Annotated in this window: 19 protein-coding genes and 1 tRNA gene; 9 read left to right on the top strand and 11 right to left on the bottom strand. The window is 67.7% G+C overall.

The features are described 5' to 3' along the window. The first annotated feature begins 41 nt into the window (after positions 1–41). Positions 42–803: an ABC transporter permease gene (locus tag H5395_RS03005; protein ID WP_182791047.1), complete on the top strand. Its 762-nt coding sequence runs from the start codon at positions 42–44 to the stop codon at positions 801–803. A 3-nt stretch (positions 804–806) separates the two neighbouring features. Here the strand turns inward: H5395_RS03005 and yihA are convergent, their stop codons facing one another. The 5 genes from yihA to H5395_RS02980 form a co-directional block, all read right to left on the bottom strand. After that, the gene (yihA, locus tag H5395_RS03000) at positions 807–1,457 is read right to left on the bottom strand and encodes a ribosome biogenesis GTP-binding protein YihA/YsxC (protein ID WP_182791046.1); all 651 of its coding nucleotides are present in this window, start codon (positions 1,455–1,457) and stop codon (positions 807–809) included. Then, on the bottom strand, positions 1,454–2,212 hold the full coding sequence (locus H5395_RS02995; RefSeq protein WP_182791045.1) for an MOSC domain-containing protein: 759 nt from the start codon (positions 2,210–2,212) through the stop codon (positions 1,454–1,456). The genes yihA and H5395_RS02995 overlap by 4 nt, the downstream gene beginning before the upstream one ends. Continuing rightward, entirely contained in the window at positions 2,209–4,065 is a 1,857-nt protein-coding gene (gene yidC / locus H5395_RS02990) for a membrane protein insertase YidC (RefSeq protein ID WP_182791044.1), read from the bottom strand. The genes H5395_RS02995 and yidC overlap by 4 nt, the downstream gene beginning before the upstream one ends. Before the next feature lie 99 nt (positions 4,066–4,164). Then, positions 4,165–5,136, bottom strand: a complete 972-nt coding sequence (locus tag H5395_RS02985) for a 1-phosphofructokinase family hexose kinase (protein ID WP_182791043.1) — start codon at positions 5,134–5,136, stop codon at positions 4,165–4,167. Then, the gene (locus H5395_RS02980) at positions 5,133–5,540 is read right to left on the bottom strand and encodes a metallopeptidase family protein (RefSeq protein WP_182791042.1); all 408 of its coding nucleotides are present in this window, start codon (positions 5,538–5,540) and stop codon (positions 5,133–5,135) included. Before H5395_RS02980 ends, H5395_RS02985 begins: the two co-directional genes overlap by 4 nt. Before the next feature lie 84 nt (positions 5,541–5,624). Between H5395_RS02980 and gltX the strand changes: the two genes are divergently transcribed. Beyond that, positions 5,625–6,953 carry a glutamate--tRNA ligase gene (gltX, locus tag H5395_RS02975; RefSeq protein WP_182791041.1) on the top strand — a complete coding sequence of 443 codons (1,329 nt, stop codon included), beginning with the start codon at positions 5,625–5,627 and terminating at the stop codon, positions 6,951–6,953. A gap of 121 nt (positions 6,954–7,074) precedes the next feature. On the opposite strand, the gene H5395_RS02970 is transcribed toward gltX, so the two are convergent. Genes H5395_RS02970 through exbB form a run of 3 tightly spaced genes read right to left on the bottom strand, consistent with a single transcriptional unit; the run spans position 7,075 to position 9,460 of the window. After that, positions 7,075–8,022, bottom strand: coding sequence for an energy transducer TonB (locus H5395_RS02970; protein ID WP_182791040.1), 948 nt, complete (start codon positions 8,020–8,022; stop codon positions 7,075–7,077). Then, entirely contained in the window at positions 8,019–8,477 is a 459-nt protein-coding gene (gene exbD / locus H5395_RS02965; RefSeq protein ID WP_182791039.1) for a TonB system transport protein ExbD, read from the bottom strand. The genes H5395_RS02970 and exbD overlap by 4 nt, the downstream gene beginning before the upstream one ends. Then, a complete protein-coding gene (gene exbB / locus H5395_RS02960; RefSeq protein ID WP_182791038.1) occupies positions 8,477–9,460 on the bottom strand; it encodes a tonB-system energizer ExbB in 984 nt (327 codons plus the stop codon). The genes exbD and exbB overlap by 1 nt, the downstream gene beginning before the upstream one ends. Positions 9,461–9,674: 214 nt before the next feature. On the opposite strand from exbB, the gene H5395_RS02955 reads away from it, so the two are divergent. From H5395_RS02955 to bfr, 3 genes are all read left to right on the top strand, one after another. Next, the gene (locus H5395_RS02955; RefSeq protein ID WP_182791037.1) at positions 9,675–9,851 is read left to right on the top strand and encodes a hemin uptake protein HemP; all 177 of its coding nucleotides are present in this window, start codon (positions 9,675–9,677) and stop codon (positions 9,849–9,851) included. A gap of 115 nt (positions 9,852–9,966) precedes the next feature. Beyond that, complete coding sequence (locus H5395_RS02950; protein ID WP_182791036.1) at positions 9,967–10,221, top strand: bacterioferritin-associated ferredoxin; 255 nt, start codon at positions 9,967–9,969, stop codon at positions 10,219–10,221. A 17-nt stretch (positions 10,222–10,238) separates the two neighbouring features. Continuing rightward, positions 10,239–10,724, top strand: a complete 486-nt coding sequence (gene bfr / locus H5395_RS02945) for a bacterioferritin (protein WP_182791035.1) — start codon at positions 10,239–10,241, stop codon at positions 10,722–10,724. Between the two features lie 60 nt (positions 10,725–10,784). Here bfr and H5395_RS02940 read toward each other — a convergent pair whose 3' ends face one another. Both H5395_RS02940 and H5395_RS02935 read right to left on the bottom strand, forming a co-directional pair. Beyond that, positions 10,785–11,726, bottom strand: coding sequence for a glycosyltransferase family 2 protein (locus H5395_RS02940; protein ID WP_182791034.1), 942 nt, complete (start codon positions 11,724–11,726; stop codon positions 10,785–10,787). A gap of 58 nt (positions 11,727–11,784) precedes the next feature. Further along, a tRNA-Met gene (locus tag H5395_RS02935) sits at positions 11,785–11,861 on the bottom strand. Between the two features lie 163 nt (positions 11,862–12,024). On the opposite strand from H5395_RS02935, the gene H5395_RS02930 reads away from it, so the two are divergent. The 3 genes from H5395_RS02930 to H5395_RS02920 are packed head-to-tail and all read left to right on the top strand — an operon-like array spanning position 12,025 to position 13,749. Continuing rightward, entirely contained in the window at positions 12,025–12,954 is a 930-nt protein-coding gene (locus tag H5395_RS02930) for a DnaJ C-terminal domain-containing protein (protein ID WP_182791033.1), read from the top strand. Next, a complete protein-coding gene (locus H5395_RS02925; RefSeq protein WP_182791032.1) occupies positions 12,951–13,307 on the top strand; it encodes a chaperone modulator CbpM in 357 nt (118 codons plus the stop codon). The genes H5395_RS02930 and H5395_RS02925 overlap by 4 nt, the downstream gene beginning before the upstream one ends. Beyond that, entirely contained in the window at positions 13,300–13,749 is a 450-nt protein-coding gene (locus H5395_RS02920) for a GFA family protein (RefSeq protein ID WP_370576356.1), read from the top strand. Before H5395_RS02925 ends, H5395_RS02920 begins: the two co-directional genes overlap by 8 nt. On the opposite strand, the gene rlmJ is transcribed toward H5395_RS02920, so the two are convergent. Continuing rightward, positions 13,734–14,510, bottom strand: coding sequence for a 23S rRNA (adenine(2030)-N(6))-methyltransferase RlmJ (gene rlmJ / locus H5395_RS02915; protein ID WP_182791031.1), 777 nt, complete (start codon positions 14,508–14,510; stop codon positions 13,734–13,736). The two genes, H5395_RS02920 and rlmJ, sit on opposite strands and share 16 nt — an antisense overlap. 437 nt (positions 14,511–14,947) lie before the next feature. On the opposite strand from rlmJ, the gene H5395_RS02910 reads away from it, so the two are divergent. Continuing rightward, a complete protein-coding gene (locus H5395_RS02910) occupies positions 14,948–16,054 on the top strand; it encodes an Mrp/NBP35 family ATP-binding protein (protein WP_182791030.1) in 1,107 nt (368 codons plus the stop codon). The last annotated feature ends 288 nt before the right edge of the window (positions 16,055–16,342 follow it).

Raw genomic sequence — 16,342 nt, 5'->3', positions numbered from 1 at the left:
CACCCGCCCGACCGCGGGCGCCGTCGAACGGGCTGTTCCGCATGGTCCGCACCGTCGTGGCGCTGATCCTGCGCGAGATCGCGACCACCTATGGCCGCTCGCCCGGAGGCTATGTCTGGGCCTTGGCCGATCCGATCCTGGGCATCGCCCTGCTGACGCTGGTCTTCCAGTACGCGTTGGGGAACACCAACCCCCTGTTGGGAACCAGCTTTCCGCTGTTCTATGCCTCGGGCTACATCCCCTTCCAGATGTATCATGACATTGCGGGCAAGATGGCGCAGAGCCTGCGCTTCTCGCGCCCGCTGCTGGCCTATCCGGCAGTCACCTTTGTCGATGCGCTGGTCGCGCGGCTGATCTTGAACAGCGTGCTGCATGTGATCGTCTTCACCGTGGTTGTCAGCGGCATCGCCATCGTCCAGCGCATCCCGCTGGTGATCGACGTGTCGGTCGTGCTGCATGCGCTGGCACTGGCAGCGCTGCTGGGGGCGGGAATCGGGACGCTGAACTGCTTTCTGGTGTCACGCTTTCCGGTCTGGGAACGGGCCTGGTCGATCCTGACCCGGCCGCTGTTCCTGATGTCGGGAATCTTCTTCACCTATGACGTGATGCCATCCATGGTGCGCGACATCCTGTGGTGGAACCCGATCGTGCATATTGTCGGCCTGATGCGGCGCGGCATCTACGGCGTCTATCCGGCCGACTATGTCAGCGAGCGTTATGTGGTCACCGTCTCACTGCTGACGCTGGTCACGGGCCTGCTGCTGCTGTGGCGGCGCTATCGCGACCTGCTGGAACTGCGCTGACCCTCAGGTCAGCCCTTCGATGATCGCGCGCAGGGTCGGGATGCCCTCGCCCTTTTCCGAGGAGGTGACGACCAGTTCGGGATAGGCGGCGGGGTGCTTCTGCAGCTCGGCCTCGATCTGCCCCAGCGTCTGCTCCATCGTGCCGCGACCGATCTTGTCGGCCTTGGTCACGACCACCTGGAAGGGCACGGCAGAACGGTCCAGAAGCGTCATGATCTCGTGGTCCACCGGCTTGATGCCGTGGCGCGCGTCGATCAGCGCGAAGGCCCGGCGCAGGTTCGGGCGGCCGGCCAGATACTGCTTCAGCAGCGCCTGCCATTTCTGCACCACCGCCACAGGGGCCTGCGCGTAGCCATAGCCGGGCAGGTCCACCAGGTAGCCGCGCTCGCCGAGGGCGAAGAAGTTCAGTTCCTGGGTCCGTCCCGGCGTGTTGGACGCGCGGGCGATGCCCTTGCGCCCGGTCAGCGCGTTGATGAGGCTGGACTTGCCGACATTGGACCGCCCGGCGAAGCAGACTTCGGGGCGGTCGGCTGGGGGCAGGCCGTCCATGCCAACCACGCCCTTGATGAAATCGACAGGGCCGGCGAACAGCAGGCGCCCGGCCTCGGCGGCCTCAGCCTCAAGCTCGGGGGCAGGGGGAAAGGAAACCTTCACAGGACTTCGACCTCGTCTCCGGGGCGGATGGTGCCGCCGGTCTGAACCTCGGCGTAGATGCCGAAGTCCTGGTGCCAGAACCGGTCCTGCAGCGCCTTGGGCATGTCCACGTCGATCCGTCCGGTGTCGGTGTCCACGCTGGTCGCATCGCAGCGGCCGATCCGCTCGGTCAGCTTCAGCACCACGGTCCCGCCAATGCGGATGCGGTGCAATTGCATGTCGCGTTCGGCGTAAGCGTCCCAGCCGTCGATCCACAGGTTGGCCCGCCAGCGATGGGTGCCCAGGGGCTGGCCGAGCCGCTCCTCCAGATCGCGCAGCGAGGACAGCGACAGGACGGACAGCCACGGGTGGTTCACGTCGGTCAGCGCCTGCGGAGCCTCGACCAGCTTCGCGGCCGGGGCCTTGCCGCTGGGCGCCCACAAGGGCGAGAGCCAGTCCAGCAGCGCCGCTTCGTCGCGCGTGGGATCGAAGCGCAGCGGGGGCAGATCGGGATGCGACAGCGCCAGATGGTCGCCGTCCCAGCCGCCGCTGATTGCCTGCAGGCGCGCGGAGGCGACCCCGCGCACGAATGCGGACTTGGGCAGCCAGCGGCGAAGTTCCTCGCCGTCGAGATGCTGCACCGCCGCCGCGTGCATCACCGCGAAGCGGCGGTCGCCGGGCAGGGGCTGGCCTGCGGTCAGGGCGACCTCGGCCAGCGCCTCTCCGCCGGCCGACTTGACCGGATAGCGGAAGACTTGGGCGAGCCGCGCGCTCACTTCTTCGGGCTGCGTTTGGGTATGCCCGACCGGATGTTGCCGAACAGGTCGGGGCGGTGGCCATGCATCGACATGATCCCGTACTGCTGGATGATCGTGATCACGTTGTTGGTGATCCAGTAGAGCACCAGCCCCGAGGCGAAGCCGCCCAGCATGAACATGAAGATCCAGGGCATCCAGGCGAAGATCATCTTCTGCGCCGGGTCGGTGGGTGCCGGGTTCAGCTTCTGCTGCATCCACATCGAGATGCCGAGGATGATCGCCAGCACCGGCAGCGACAGCGAGTGCAGCATCGTTCCCTGCGCCGGCGCGTCCCAGGGCAGCATGCCGAACAGGTTCAGCAGCGACGAGGGATCCGGCGCGGAAAGGTCGCGGATCCAGCCGACCCAAGGGGCGTGGCGCAGTTCCAGCGTGACGAAGATCACCTTGTACAGCGCGAAGAAAATCGGAATCTGCAGCAGCAAGGGCAGGCAGCCCGCCGCCGGGTTCACCTTGGCGTTGCGGTACAGCGCCATGACCTCCTGCTGGTATTTCGCCCGGTCGTCGCCGGTGCGCTCCTTGATCGCCTCCATCTCGGGCTGAAGCTCGCGCATCCGGGCCATCGAGACATAGGACTTGCGGGCCAGCGGGAATACCAGCGCCTTGAGGATGAAGGTCAGCGCGATGATCGACCAGCCCATGTTGCCGATGGCGCCATTCAACCAGTGCAGCAGGCGGAAGATCGGCTTGGTCAGGAAGTAGAACCAGCCCCAGTCGATCGAATCGACGAAGCGGTCGATCCCCTTGGTCTGCTGGTAGGCATTGATCGTCTCCCACTCCTTGGCGCCGGCGAAAAGGTAGCTGGAGGAGGAAAGCTGCGTGCCTGCTGCCACCGTCTGCATCGGCAGGCGCGTCTCGGCCTGGTAGATGTCGGCGCCCGGCGCGTATTTCACGACCGAGGTGAAGGGCTGGCCCGGCGCCGGGATCAGCGTCGTCATCCAGTACTTGTCGGTGAAGCCGACCCAGCCGTTTTCCGTGACCTGGGTGATCTCGGCGGGACCTTCCTGTCCGGCCGCGTCGAACTTCGCCATGTCCTTGTACTTGGCCTCGAGCAGCTGGCCGTCGCTCATGCCGACCGCACCTTCGTGCAGGATGAAGAAGTTCTGCGTGTCGGGCTGGCCGTGGCGGGCGAGGATGCCATAGGGCGCGGCCACGAAGGGCGCGGTCCCCAGGTTCTCGACGCTTTGCGTGACGGTGAACAGGTAGCGGTCGTCCAGTTCGAAGCTGCGGCGGAAGATCTGGCCCGCGCCGTTGTCCCAGGCCAGCGTGACCGGCTGGCCGGGAGCGAGCGTCTCGCCGCTTTCCACCGTCCATTGCGTCGCGGGGCTGGGAACCAGCGCCGGGTCCACGCCGGGGCCGGGCATCCAGCCGTAGACGGCGTAATAGGGCTTCTGCACCACGATTTCCGGGTTCGCGCCGGGGGCGACGGGCGTGCCCTCGGTCGTGACCCGCGGCTGCGCCGTCGGCGACATCAGCCGCACGAAGGGCGAGTTCGGGTCCAGCGTCTCGCGGTAGCCGGTCAGCAGGATGTCGTCGATCCGGCCCCCCGCCAGCGAGATCGAGCCGCTGAGCGAGGGCGATTCGATCTGCACCCGTGGCGCGGTCAGCACCGGATCGTCGGCCGCCCCGATCAGCGTCGGCGCAGGCGCCTGCCCGGCCGGCGCATCCGGCAGGACCGTCCCGGCCGCCGTCTGCGTCACCGTGGCCGGGGCCACGGGCTCGGGCGGAGGCGGCGCGAAGAAGGCATACCACCCGATCATGACCAGTGCCGACAGCACCATGGCAAGGATCAGGTTGCGGTTGTTGTCGTCCATCCTTCGGGACCCCGGTCTGTGCGAGAAATACGCGCCGCTTCAACCGGACCCCCCTGCAAAGGTCAAGCGAATAGCAGGTTCAGGGCTGGCGCGGGCCGATCAGATGGCGGTGACGACGCGTTCCGCGTAAAGCCGCTCGACATCCTCGGCGCGGCAGAGATCGGTCGCGGGCGTCATCACCGCCGCCGCCGCGGCGGCGGCGCCCAGCGCCAGCGCGTCGGGTTCCGCCATGCCGCGGGCGACCGCCAGCGCATAGCCCGCGACGAAGCTGTCGCCCGCGCCGACCTTGCTGACGACCTCGACCTTCGGAGCTTCGGCGTGCCAGCGTCCCTGCGCGTTCGCGACGATATTGCCGTCCGATCCCCGCGCGATAATCACCGCACGGGCGGCGCCCGCCTGCACGAGGCTCGACGCGAAGTCGGCAGTGTCCTGCCGCCGGGACAGGGCGCGGCCCGCCAGCCCCTCGGCCTCGGCGTCGTCCATCCGCAGCACCGCGATGGGACCGGCCCGGCCCGAGGCGGCGGCGGCCAGCGCCTTGCCCGAGGTGTCCACGAACAGGCAGGTGTCGCGGCCGTTCAGCCGCTCGGCCAGCAGGATCGGGAACTCGGCCGGAACGCCCGGCGGGTTCGATCCCGAGACGACGAGGATGCCGTCCTCGGGCGCGGCCGAGGCCACCGCGTCCAGCGCCTCGCGCACATCGTCCTCCTGCCACTCAGGCCCCGGCAGGACAAAGCGGAACTGCTCGCCGGTGCTGCGGTCGATGACCGATACGGACTGCCGCGTCTCGGCGGGCGCCTCCAGGCGCAGGATCTCAAGCCCCGTCTCGCAGAGAAGAAGATCCCGCATCCGCTTGCCGTTGTGGCCTGCCAGAGCCACCACCGCCGTGGACTGCCCGGCCATCAGCGCGATGGCGCGGCTGACGTTGATGCCGCCGCCGCCCGCGTCGAAGACCGGTGCCTCGCAGCGCAGCTTGAGGTCAGGCACCACCTTCTCGGCGCTGGTGGCGATGTCCAGCGCCGGGTTCAGGGTGACGGTCAGGATCGGGACCTGCGGCTGGGGCGTGACGATCATTCCCACCACCTGTCGATGCTGGCGATGTCGCCGTCAGACCAGCCGAAGTGATGGGCGAATTCATGGATCACCACGTTGCGGACCAGCGCCCCTAGCGCCACGTCGCCGCGTTCGGCCCATTCGTCCAAGATCGCCCGGCGGAACAGCCAGACCGTGTCGGGGAAATGCTGGGGTTGGCTCGCCATCTTCTCGGTCTCGGGGACGCCGTCGTAAAGCCCGGTCAGCTCCAGCGGGTCGTCGATCTCAAGCTCGTCCAGCACGTCCTCGCCGGCGAAGTCCTCGACCCGCAGGATGACCTGGGCGGCGGGGCCGGCGAACTCGGCGGGCAGGCCGGCCAGAACCTCGCGTGCCAGCGCCTCGATATCGGCGGCGGAGGGCGCGGTGGCCTCGGTCCAGTCGGTCATGACGTCTCCGGGTCGTGGCGGTCAGGCCCCGATATGGACAAGAATCGCCCGGTATGAAAGAGCGGGCGGATCAAGGAGACGCCGATGACCACGACCCGTTTCGCGCCCTCGCCGACCGGCCATATCCACGTCGGCAACCTGCGAACCGCCCTGATGAACTACCTGATCGCCCGGAAAACCGGCGGCACGTTCATCCTGCGGCTGGACGACACCGACCGCGAGCGGTCGAAGCAGGAATATGCCGACGGCATCCAGCGCGATCTGGAATGGCTGGGGCTGCAATGGGACCGGACCGAGCGGCAGTCCGACCGGCTGGACCGCTATGCCGAGGCCGCAGATGCGCTGCGCGGGGCCGGACGGCTTTACGAGGTCTTTGAGACGCCGACCGAGTTGGACCTGAAGCGCAAGAAGCAACTCAACATGGGGAAACCGCCGGTCTATGACCGCGCCGGGCTTGCGCTGTCCAACGAGGACCGTGAGCGGCTGCGGGCCGAGGGGCGCGAGGGCTACTGGCGCTTTCGGCTGGACCAGGAGCGGATCGAGTGGCCCGACGGCATCATCGGCGACGTGTCGATCGACGCGGCCTCCGTCAGCGACCCGGTGCTGATCCGGCATGACGGGCAGGTGCTTTATACCTTCGCGTCCTCGGTCGATGACGTGGACATGGGCGTGACCGACATCGTGCGCGGCGCGGACCATGTGACCAACACCGCGACGCAGATCCAGATCATCCGGGCGCTGGGCGGGGAACCCCCGCGCTTTGCACACCATTCGCTGCTGACCGGCCCGGGGGGCGAGGAACTGTCCAAGCGCCTGGGCACCCTGTCGCTCCGCGACCTGCGCGAGCAGGGCGTCGCCCCCGAGGCGCTGCTGTCCCTGATGGCGCGGCTGGGGTCGAACCAGCCGGTGACCCTGCGGATGAGCCTTGACGAGTTGGCCGAGGGCTTCGACCTGTCGCAGTTCGGCGCCTCGCCCACCAAGTTCGACGCCGAGGACCTGTGGCCGCTGACGCGCGAGCGCAACCAGCACCTGCCGTTCGAGGCGGTGCGCGACCGGATCGCCGCCATGGGCGTGCCCGGCGACATTGCCGAGCGGTTCTGGTCGGTTGCGCGGGCCAACATCACAAAGCTGGACGATCTGGGCGAGTGGTGGAGCCTGATGCGCGACGGCGCGCAGCCACTGATCGACCCCGAGGACGCCGAGTTCATCCCGCAGGCGCTGGCGATGCTGCCCGCCCGTCCCTGGACCGGAGCGACCTGGGGTGAATGGACGGGCGCGGTGAAAGCCGCCACGGGCCGCAAGGGCAAGGGGCTGTTCATGCCCTTGCGCAAGGCCCTGACCGGCATGGATCACGGCCCCGAGATGGCCGACCTGATGCCGCTGCTGCAAAGGGTGCCCGCCGCCGAAGGCTGAGCAGCCGCCGCTTCCGCAAGACGCGGCCTTCAAGCGCCCGTGCCTTGCGGGCGGTTTTCAGCGCCTGCGAGGGACAGATCCCGCACAGCCCCTCGGCGCGCTCCGGCCCGTGCCGCAGTTGTCACCGCAGCCTGATCGCGATGGGCTGGGTGAACTGGAAGGACCGGCCGGTGGGCGGCGGCGGCAGGCCCGGCATCCGGGCCGCCTGTCGGGCAAGCGCCGCGTCGATCTGGGGATCGCCGGTTCCCCGCGCCAGCCGGGCGCTGGTGGCGCCGTTGGCGGCTACGCTGACAGTCACGGTGGCCTGCACGGTGCCGCCCTTGCCGCGGATGCGGGTGCGGCTCATGTGCCGGCTGACCGTGGCGCCGGCGCGCTGTTCCCAACTGGCCTGTGCCTGCCGAGAGGCGCCGGCTGCTGTGGCGGGAGCCTGCCGCGCGCCGCTTTCCGCGCCGCGGCCCTGCCGGCCCGAACGCGACGGCTGGGATTGCTCGCGGCGCGGATCGCTGCGTTCCGCGGGGGGCTGTTCGGGCGCGCGCCGGGCTTCGCGACGGCGTTCCTCTCGCGGTTCTTCCCGTCTTTCCTCGCGCCGCATCAGCCGCTCGGGGCGGCGAGGCGGCGGGGGGACGGCGGCGGGGGTGGCCTCGGGCGGCGGCGTGAGGCTGGCGAAGTCGGGCGGAGGCAGGGGCACGACCGGGGGGGGCTCGAACTCCGGCACCGGCTCGGGGGGGGGCATCTCGGCGAAATCGGGGGGCGTCAGCGGCTCGACCCCGGGTGGGACGAATTCGGGTTCCGGCGGCACCAGTTCAGAGAAATCAGGCGGGGGCAGCGGATCGACAGGCTCGGGGGTGAACTCCCGTGGCGGGTCGGCAGTTTCTTCGTTGGCGTCGGTCTCCGGCGCCTCCTCGCCCGCAGGCGGCGGGGCGAGGTCCAGCAGGATCGCGTCAGGCACGGCGGGCAGGGGCTGGCCGGGCTGACGCATGGCCCAGGCGGCGGCCGCCACATGGGCCGACAGCACCAGCGCGCCCACCGCCAGCCACGCCCCCGCGTTGCCTAGGCGCCCGCCGCTCATGGCGTTGCCGCCAGCGCCGCCGGCGGTGCGCTGGCGCGGTTCATTCCGACCAGGGCGATCTTCAGGTAGCCCGAATCGCGCAGGCGGTTCATCACCTCCATCAGGTCGCCATAGGCCACCGCCTGGTCGGCTCGCAGGTAGATACGGGTTTCGAGGTCGCCCCCGGTCGCCTCCGCAAGCTCGGCCGCAAGCGCGTCGGGGGCGATCGTCTCGTTGCCCAGCGACAGCGTCAGGTCCGGTCCCACCGTCAGCCAGACGGGCGTGTCGGGACGACCGGATACCGGCGCGTTCGACACCGGCAGGTCCACGTTGATGTCCACGGTGGACAGGGGCGCCGCCACCATGAAGATGATCAGCAGGACCAGCATCACGTCGATGAAGGGGGTGACGTTGATCTCGTGGTTTTCCACCAGATCGTCGTCGCCATTCGGCTGGTTCCGGATGCCCCCCGCCATCAGACCGCGAACCCCGCCGCCGCGCGGTCAAGGTCGCGGCTGACCAGCCGGTCGACCCCTGCCGCGGTTTCGTTCAGGCGCAACCTGTAGCCGGTGATCGCGCGGGCGAAGAAGTTGTAGATGACGACGGCCGGGATGGCCGCGACAAGGCCGAGGGCGGTCGCCAGCAGCGCCTCGGCGATGCCCGGCGCGACCACGGCGAGGTTGGTCGTCTGCGCCTCGGAAATGCCGATGAAGCTGTTCATGATCCCCCAGACGGTGCCGAACAGTCCGACAAAGGGCGCGGTCGAGCCGATGGTGGCCAGAACCCCGGTGCCGCGCCCCATGTGCCGCGCCGCCCGTGCCTGGATCTGGCCCAAGTGCGAGCCGATGCGTTCCCGCACCCCGTCGGTGGACAACCCTTCGGCAGATCGGTTCAGCTCGCGCGCCGCCGCCCGCAGCATCCGGTCCTCGGGGCCGCGCCCGTCGGCCGAGCCCAAGGCGGCGCGCAGGCTGGCGGCCGCCTCGATCCGGCGTGCGCCCTGGTTTATGGCGCGCATCGCCGTCAGGTATTCGATCATCTTCACGATCAGCACCGTCCAGGTGACGATCGAGGCGAAGACAAGGCCGATCATCACCGCCTTCACCACGATGTCGGCCTGCCGGTACATCCCCATCGGCGACAGGTCATGGGGCAGCGCATGGGCCGGGATCGCCCCGAGAGGACTCGAGTCCGGCTCGGTCGAATCATCGGCAGCAGGCGCATCTGTTCCGATGGACGGCGAGGCGGCGGTGCCGGGCTCGCCCGCCGCGATGGCCGCAGGGGGCGCGACCTGCGGCGCGGAGGGCGCAGCGGGCGTCGTCGCCACAGGCGCGGGCACCACCTGCGGCGCGGGGGACAAGGGAACATCCTGCGCCAGCGCGGCAGGCGCGCCACTTCCGGCAGCAACGGCAAGCGCAAGCGAAAGCCGGAGCAGGGCAGCGCGAGGAAGGGCAAACATCATGGAACAAACCTTGCTGAGCGGCAAAGCCGCATTCCCTGCGGTCCAAACAGACTCTGACATTTCTTGTCAACTATTTGTATTCCTGTAGGGGAAAGTTGTAATCTCCCGCCCAGAGCGCTGTACCTAAGTGAAGGAATCGTATTGACAGAGGTCAATCCTGACGTAAACACTCTGACATACCCGAGCGAAAAGCTCACTTAAGTTGGAGGCTCAGATGAACGACCTCACCTTCCATGGTAACGACCCCACGCCTGTCCAGGTCCGGCTGCAGGCCCCTTTGCATGACGCGACGGCCCTGACCGCGGGCGGGCATCTGGCCCAGATCGCGCTGGCCGATCAGATCTATACGCTGCGAATCACGCGCGCCGGAAAGCTGATCCTGACCAAGTGACTGGGGACGCCCCCCGCATGCCCAGCCACCCACGAAAGCCCGGCCCCATGCACCCTGTCATCCTTTCCCCCGGCTTCCCGGCCCCTGCCACGATCGGACAACAGGAAACAGCCCGATGATCGTCTGTCATTGCATGGGGATCACCGATGGCGAGATCCGCGCCGCGGTCGGCTGGATGCGCGCCTCGGATGCTGATACGATCGTGACGCCCGGCAAGATCTACCACGCGCTCGGCAAGCGCGCGGATTGCGGCGGGTGCATGAAACTGTTCGTCGCGACGATGCGCGCCGCCGATGGCTTTGCCGTCGATGCAGACCCAAGGCAGGTGCCGGCGGTTCTGCGCGGATTGCGGCAGCGGGCGGCGGTCTGAAAGCAGAGGGGCTGTCCATGAAGGGTGATCCGAAGGTCATCGAGTATCTCAATGCCGCGCTCAGGTCCGAGCTGACGGCCGTCAGCCAGTACTGGCTGCATTACCGCCTGCAGGACGACTGGGGCTATGGCCGGATCGCCAAGAAGTCGCGCGAGGAATCGATCGAGGAAATGCATCACGCCGATCGCCTGATCGAGCGGATCATCTTCCTTGAAGGGCATCCGAACCTGCAGAAGCTGGACCCGCTGCGGATTGGTCAGAACCTGCGCGAAACGCTCGAAGCGGACCTCGCCGCCGAGCATGAGGCCCGCAACCTGTATCTCGAGGCGCGGCAGCATTGCTCGCAGGTGAACGACCAGGTGTCGAAATCCCTGTTCGACGACCTGATCGAGGACGAGGAAGGCCATATCGACTTTCTGGAAACGCAGTTGTCGCTGATGGACGAGATCGGTGCCCAGAACTACGGCCAGTTGAATGCAAGGCCCGCCGACAAGGCAGAGTGAGCGGCGACGACCAAGAAGCTGCGGACGCCGCCTTCGGGCGGCGTTTTCATTTCACAGTCGTCAGCTGTGGTCCTGGGCAAGCAGATGCGCCTCGGGCCGGATCACCCGCACGAAGCCTTCGGTGAGGCATTCCGCCAGGATGCCGGGCGGCAGCGTGGACATTCGCAGGTAAAGCTGGTCGAGGCCCGCATTGCCGTCCCTTGCTTCCGCCTCGGCGATCAGTGCCTGCTGACGCTCTCTGAACCGTCCTGCCATCGGAACCGAGACCTCGCTGCGGATGCGCCGCAGGTGCTTTTCCTTCCACATCTCGGGCGATAGCGTGTCGTAGTGCCGCAGCACCAATTGCGGCGCCTGCTGCCGCATCAGAAAGCCGTTGATCCGCTCCTGCTTCTTGTGGTGCAAAGGCATGCGTCCGACATCCGCCTTTGCCCGGATGAAGGACTTGCCGAGGATATGCCCCCACAAGCCATATTTTGAAGCGTTCCAAAGATCGCCATAGGCCTGCTGCGAGATGGCGCGATAGGCTCTCGGCCTTCCCCGTTCGTCGAAGAAGAACTTGAAGAAAGGCGTCCTGAACATTGTGTGTTGACTTGGCGGGGCGGCATAGACCGCCTCGGCGGTGTTGATGACGATGCCGCCGACGTCATCGGGGATCAGGCCCAGCACTTCGCCCACATCCTGCGCGGACCAGATCAGTTCATCCACGTCGCAATGCAGGAGCCAGTCCGTTTCGCACCAGGCCTTGGCTTTTGTTGCGTTGTGGACCTGGCGATCCTCCAGCGCGTCCGGCCGGCCTCGCCTCCACCATCGACCTTGGCAGACGGTGTTCCGGACCCCGTGGAGCGCGACATTGCAGGCCACCGACGCGTCGTCATGGAACAGGAAGACTTGACGTGCGCCTCTGGCTAGATAATGGCGGGCGAAGAGGTTGCAGACAGGGGCGCTTGCACGCACGGTTGCCACCACGCTCCAGCTTGCCGGCCTGTGCGTCGCTTGCGTCATTCAAGTCTCGCAGGTTCAGGAGGAGGTGATCGCGCGAGGCCTGCATGACAAGCGATTGTGGTAGCGGAGGAGGGACTTGAACCCCCGACACGCGGATTATGATTCCGCTGCTCTAACCAACTGAGCTACTCCGCCCCAAGCATCCCGCGAGAGGTGCGGGCGATTTAGGGCCACCAAGGCCATGCGTCAAGCGGATTCGCGGCCAACCGCCATGCGGCCCTTGCCGGGCAGGGCAGGGTCGTGCAGGGAAACCGGGCGCGCCGCGGGGCGTTGAAGCAGGGATAGCAAGGGGTTGCAGATGGCGGACGATCCGTATGCCGCGCTGGGTGTGTCGAAGACGGCAAGCGACGCCGAGATCAAGAAGGCCTATCGCAAGATCGCCAAGACCGATCACCCGGACCTGACCGACGATCCGAAGGCGCATGACCGCTTCAAGGCGGCTTCGGCGGCTTACGACCTGCTGAAGGACCCCGATCAGCGCGCCCGATTCGACCGGGGCGAGATCGATGCCCAGGGGCAGGAACGCCCGCAGCGCCGCTATTACCGCGATTTCTCGGAATCGCCCGACAATCCGTATCGCGGGCAGGCGCATTACGGCGATTTCTCGGATGTCTTCGCCGACCTGTTCGGGGAAGGCGGGCGCGGCACCCGGCAGGCCGGCTTCGGCGGCGCCCGCAGCTTCGACATGCGCGGGCAGGACCATCGCTATACGCTGGAGGTCGATTTCATGACCGCGGCCCGGGGCGGCACCACGCGCATCACCCTGCCGGACGGCAATGTGCTGGACGTGACGATCCCGCCCGGAACCCGCGACGGCCAGACCATCCGGCTGCGCGGCAAGGGCGGCGCCGGGATGGGCAACGGCCCCGCGGGGGACGCGCTGCTGGCGATCACCGTGCGCGACGATCCCGACTGGCGGCGCGAGGGCGACGACGTGACCACGGTGCTGCCGATCTCGCTGGACGAGGCGGTGCTGGGCGGCAAGGTCGAGGCGCCCACGATCGACGGGCCGGTGATGCTGACGATCCCGCGGGGCGCCTCCTCGGGGCAGAAGCTGCGGTTGCGCGGACGGGGGCTGGCGGGCGCGGGCGGCCGGCGCGGCGACCAGCATGTGGAACTGCGCGTGGTCATGCCGCCGAAGATCGACGACGGGCTGGCCCGCTTTGTCGAGAACTGGCGCAAGGATCACGCCTATGATCCCCGCGCGCAGGGAGGGAAGGCACGATGACCCGCCGTTCGATGACCCGGGACGAGATCCTCGCGCTGATCCCCGAACTCTCGGACGAGGCGCTTGCGGTGCTGACCGAGGCGGGGATCGTCCAGCCCGTCCTGGGCGCGGCCGAGCCGCGCTTCCGCGAGATCGACGCGGCCCGCCTGCAGCTTGCCGTGGACCTTGAAGAGATCTTCCGGCTCGACCCTGATGGGCTTGCGCTGGTGCTGTCGCTCATCGACCAGTTGAACGGGTTGAAGGGAGAGATGCAGGCAATGCTGGGTGCCCTGGCCGAAGAGCCGCCCGAGACCCGTGCCCGGCTGCGCCGCGTGATCCGGAAAACCCGCATCCTGCGGGTGCAGGGTGAGTGACGGCGTCCGCCTGCGTCCCGGCGGCCCGCCTCTGGACCTCGCCGCGGCCGAGGGCGGCTGCCATTGCGGGGCGGTGCGTTTCCGGGTGAGGCTGGCCGAGGGCCTCGCCTCGGCCCGGTGCTGCGACTGCTCCTATTGCCGGATGCGGGGCAGCATCTCGGTCACTGTTGCCGAGGGCGGGTTCGAACTGCTCTCGGGCGCTGATCGCCTTGCGACCTATCGCTTCAACACCGGGGTCGCGGCGCATCACTTCTGCCGGTGCTGCGGCATCAACACCCATCACGAGCGCCGATCGGTGCCGGGGCAGGTTGCCGTCAGCGCCGCCTGCCTGGACGTGGTGAGTCCCTTCGATTTCCTTGAACTGCCGGTTTCTGACGGGGTGCATCACCCCTCGGACGGGGGCGGCGGACGGGCCGGTATGCTGCGCTACAGTCCCGCGTAAAGGGCGGCAAGACGGTCCGCCTCGGTATCCAGCCCATAGGGCGGGTTGATGACGAACATCCCCGATCCGACCATGCCATGCCCCGGACGGGCCGGGGGAAAGCGCACCTCGGACCGCAGCGCCTGCGGATGGGTGGCGGCCAGCGCCCCGACCATGGGGCGGTGGCGGTCGTCGGTCAGGACCGGATACCACAGGGCGATCACGCCGACGTTCCACTTGCGCGCCATGCGGGTGATCCAGTCGGACATGCGGTCATAGTCGGGCTTGACCTCGTAGCTCGGGTCCACCAGCAGCATCCCGCGCCGGGGCGTCGGCGGAATCAGGGCGTTGGCCATGGCGAAGCCGTCCTGATGGTGAAGGCGCGCGAAACCGGCGACCTCGGCCAGCGCGGCTTGTTCGGCCGGGTGCAGTTCCGCCAGATGGGCGGCATCCTGCGGCCGCAGGAAATGCGCTGCGATCAGCGGAGAACCGGGATAGGAATCGGGGCCATGCTGCGCACGGATGGCTGCCAGCGCCTCGCGCAAGGGGTGGTCCTGCGGCAGCCAGCCCGAGGACAGCGCCCTGACGATGCCCACTTCCGCCTCGCCGGTCTTCAGTGCGGCTTCGGCACGCAGGTTGTAAAGCCCGCGGCCGGCATGGGTCTCGATATAGCTGAGGGGCTTGGGCTTCCCGGTCAGCCGCGCCAATGCGGTCGCAAGCAGCGCGTGCTTGTGCACATCCGCCAGGTTCCCGGCATGAAAGGCGTGCTGATAGGACAACATGGCGCGTGCCTAGCCGCCGCTGTCACCGATGGAAAGAGAGGAAGCGGCGACCCCGGGGAGGAGGAGAGGGGTCGCCGCCGACAACGCGCCCAGGGAGGAGGAGAGGGCGGCGTTGCAATCGGATCGCTACCGGGGAGGAGGTCGGCTGCGATCCATGTCCGTAAGATGGCCCGGTTGCTGCAAATGCACAACGGCTTTTTCCGCCTATCTGTTATGCTGCAGACGCATGGTTGAACCGCCTCAGGGTTGTTCGCTTCCTAGAAGTTCGCAGAAACTTGTTATCATACAATCGGAAGATGTATCACCTATGTGTGTGACGCAACGGAAATCAGGAACTTTTTTCTTAATGCTGCAAAGCAGCATTTTCCCGGCGTCTGGTTCCCGCAGATGCCAGCGCCTATATCGCCCCAAGGACAGCAAGAAGGATGGGCGGCAGGATGACGGCGAATCGCGACAGGGTCATGCAGGAACTTTCGGCCATCCCCGTTCCGGGCGGCAGCAATCTCGTCGATGCCGACCTTGTGCGCGCCCTGACCATCACGGATGATGAGGTGAGCTTCGTCATCGAGGCCCCGGATGCGGTCCTTGCCCGTGCGCTGGACAGCGCAAGCAAGGATGCCGAGGCGCGGTTGCGCGCTCTCGGGTTTTCAAGGGTCCGCATCGTCACCACCGCGCAGGCCGGCCGCGCGCCGCAGGTCACCGCCCGCTCTGGTCAGGGGGCGGACCCCGGCGCAGGCGCCCCCCCCAGCCTGAAGCTCGGCCGTCACCCCACACCGCAGGCCGGCCCGGAGGCAATTCCCGGCGTGGACCGCATCCTTGCCATCGGCTCGGGCAAGGGCGGGGTCGGCAAGTCCACGCTGACGACGAACCTCGCCGTCGCGCTGGCCCGCGCCGGGCGGCGGGTGGGGGTGCTGGATGCCGACATCTACGGCCCCAGCCAGCCCCGGATGCTGGGCGTGACCGACCGCCCCCGCAGCGAGAACGACCGCATCATTCCCATCCGCGCCCATGGCGTCACCATGATGTCGCTGGGCTTGATGATGAAGGAAGGCGAGGCCGTCGTCTGGCGCGGCCCGATGCTGATGGGCGCACTGCAGCAGATGCTGAACCAGGTGGAATGGGGCGAGCTTGACGCGCTGCTGGTGGACCTGCCCCCCGGCACCGGCGACGTCCAGCTGAGCCTGTGCCAGAAGGCGCCGGTGACGGGTGCCATCATCGTGTCCACCCCGCAGGACGTGGCGCTGATCGACGCCCGCCGCGCCATCGACATGTTCGACAAGCTGAAGACCCCAATTCTGGGGCTGGTCGAGAACATGTCGTCCTATGTCTGCCCGAACTGCGGGCACGAGGCGCATCTGTTCGGCCATGGCGGGGTCGCCGCCGAGGCGCAGGCGCGCGGCTTGCCCTTCCTCGGTTCGGTGCCGCTGGACCTGTCGGTGCGACTCGGGGGCGACTCGGGCCAGCCGGTGGCCCTGGGGCAGGGGCCGATTGCTGATGCCTATGCCGATCTCGCGCAACGGCTGGTCCGGGGCGGGATGGCCTGAGCGGCCTTCTGGGAAAGCGCGGGAAAGCCGCGCGGACACGGCCCGGGAAAGCACGGGACGCCTTTCGCCCGGCACACCAAATCCGAATCTCGCACCCGTGAAAAGCTGTGATCACAAGGGCCGTAACGAGCATTTCAAAGTGAGTCGCGGCTGTTTTTCCCTTGCACGGGCTAATCTGCAGCTATCCTGCCACACCCCGGCCGCCACAACATCTTGTGTAGGAATCTTTCCGCTCAACTAAAAGCTGACCACGAATCAATGGCTTCGAATTTGTGTTCGCTTCACGTT

The organism is Paracoccus sp. MC1854, from assembly GCF_014164635.1.
Classification (GTDB): domain Bacteria; phylum Pseudomonadota; class Alphaproteobacteria; order Rhodobacterales; family Rhodobacteraceae; genus Paracoccus.
This window is presented reverse-complemented; position numbering and strand designations above follow the sequence as displayed.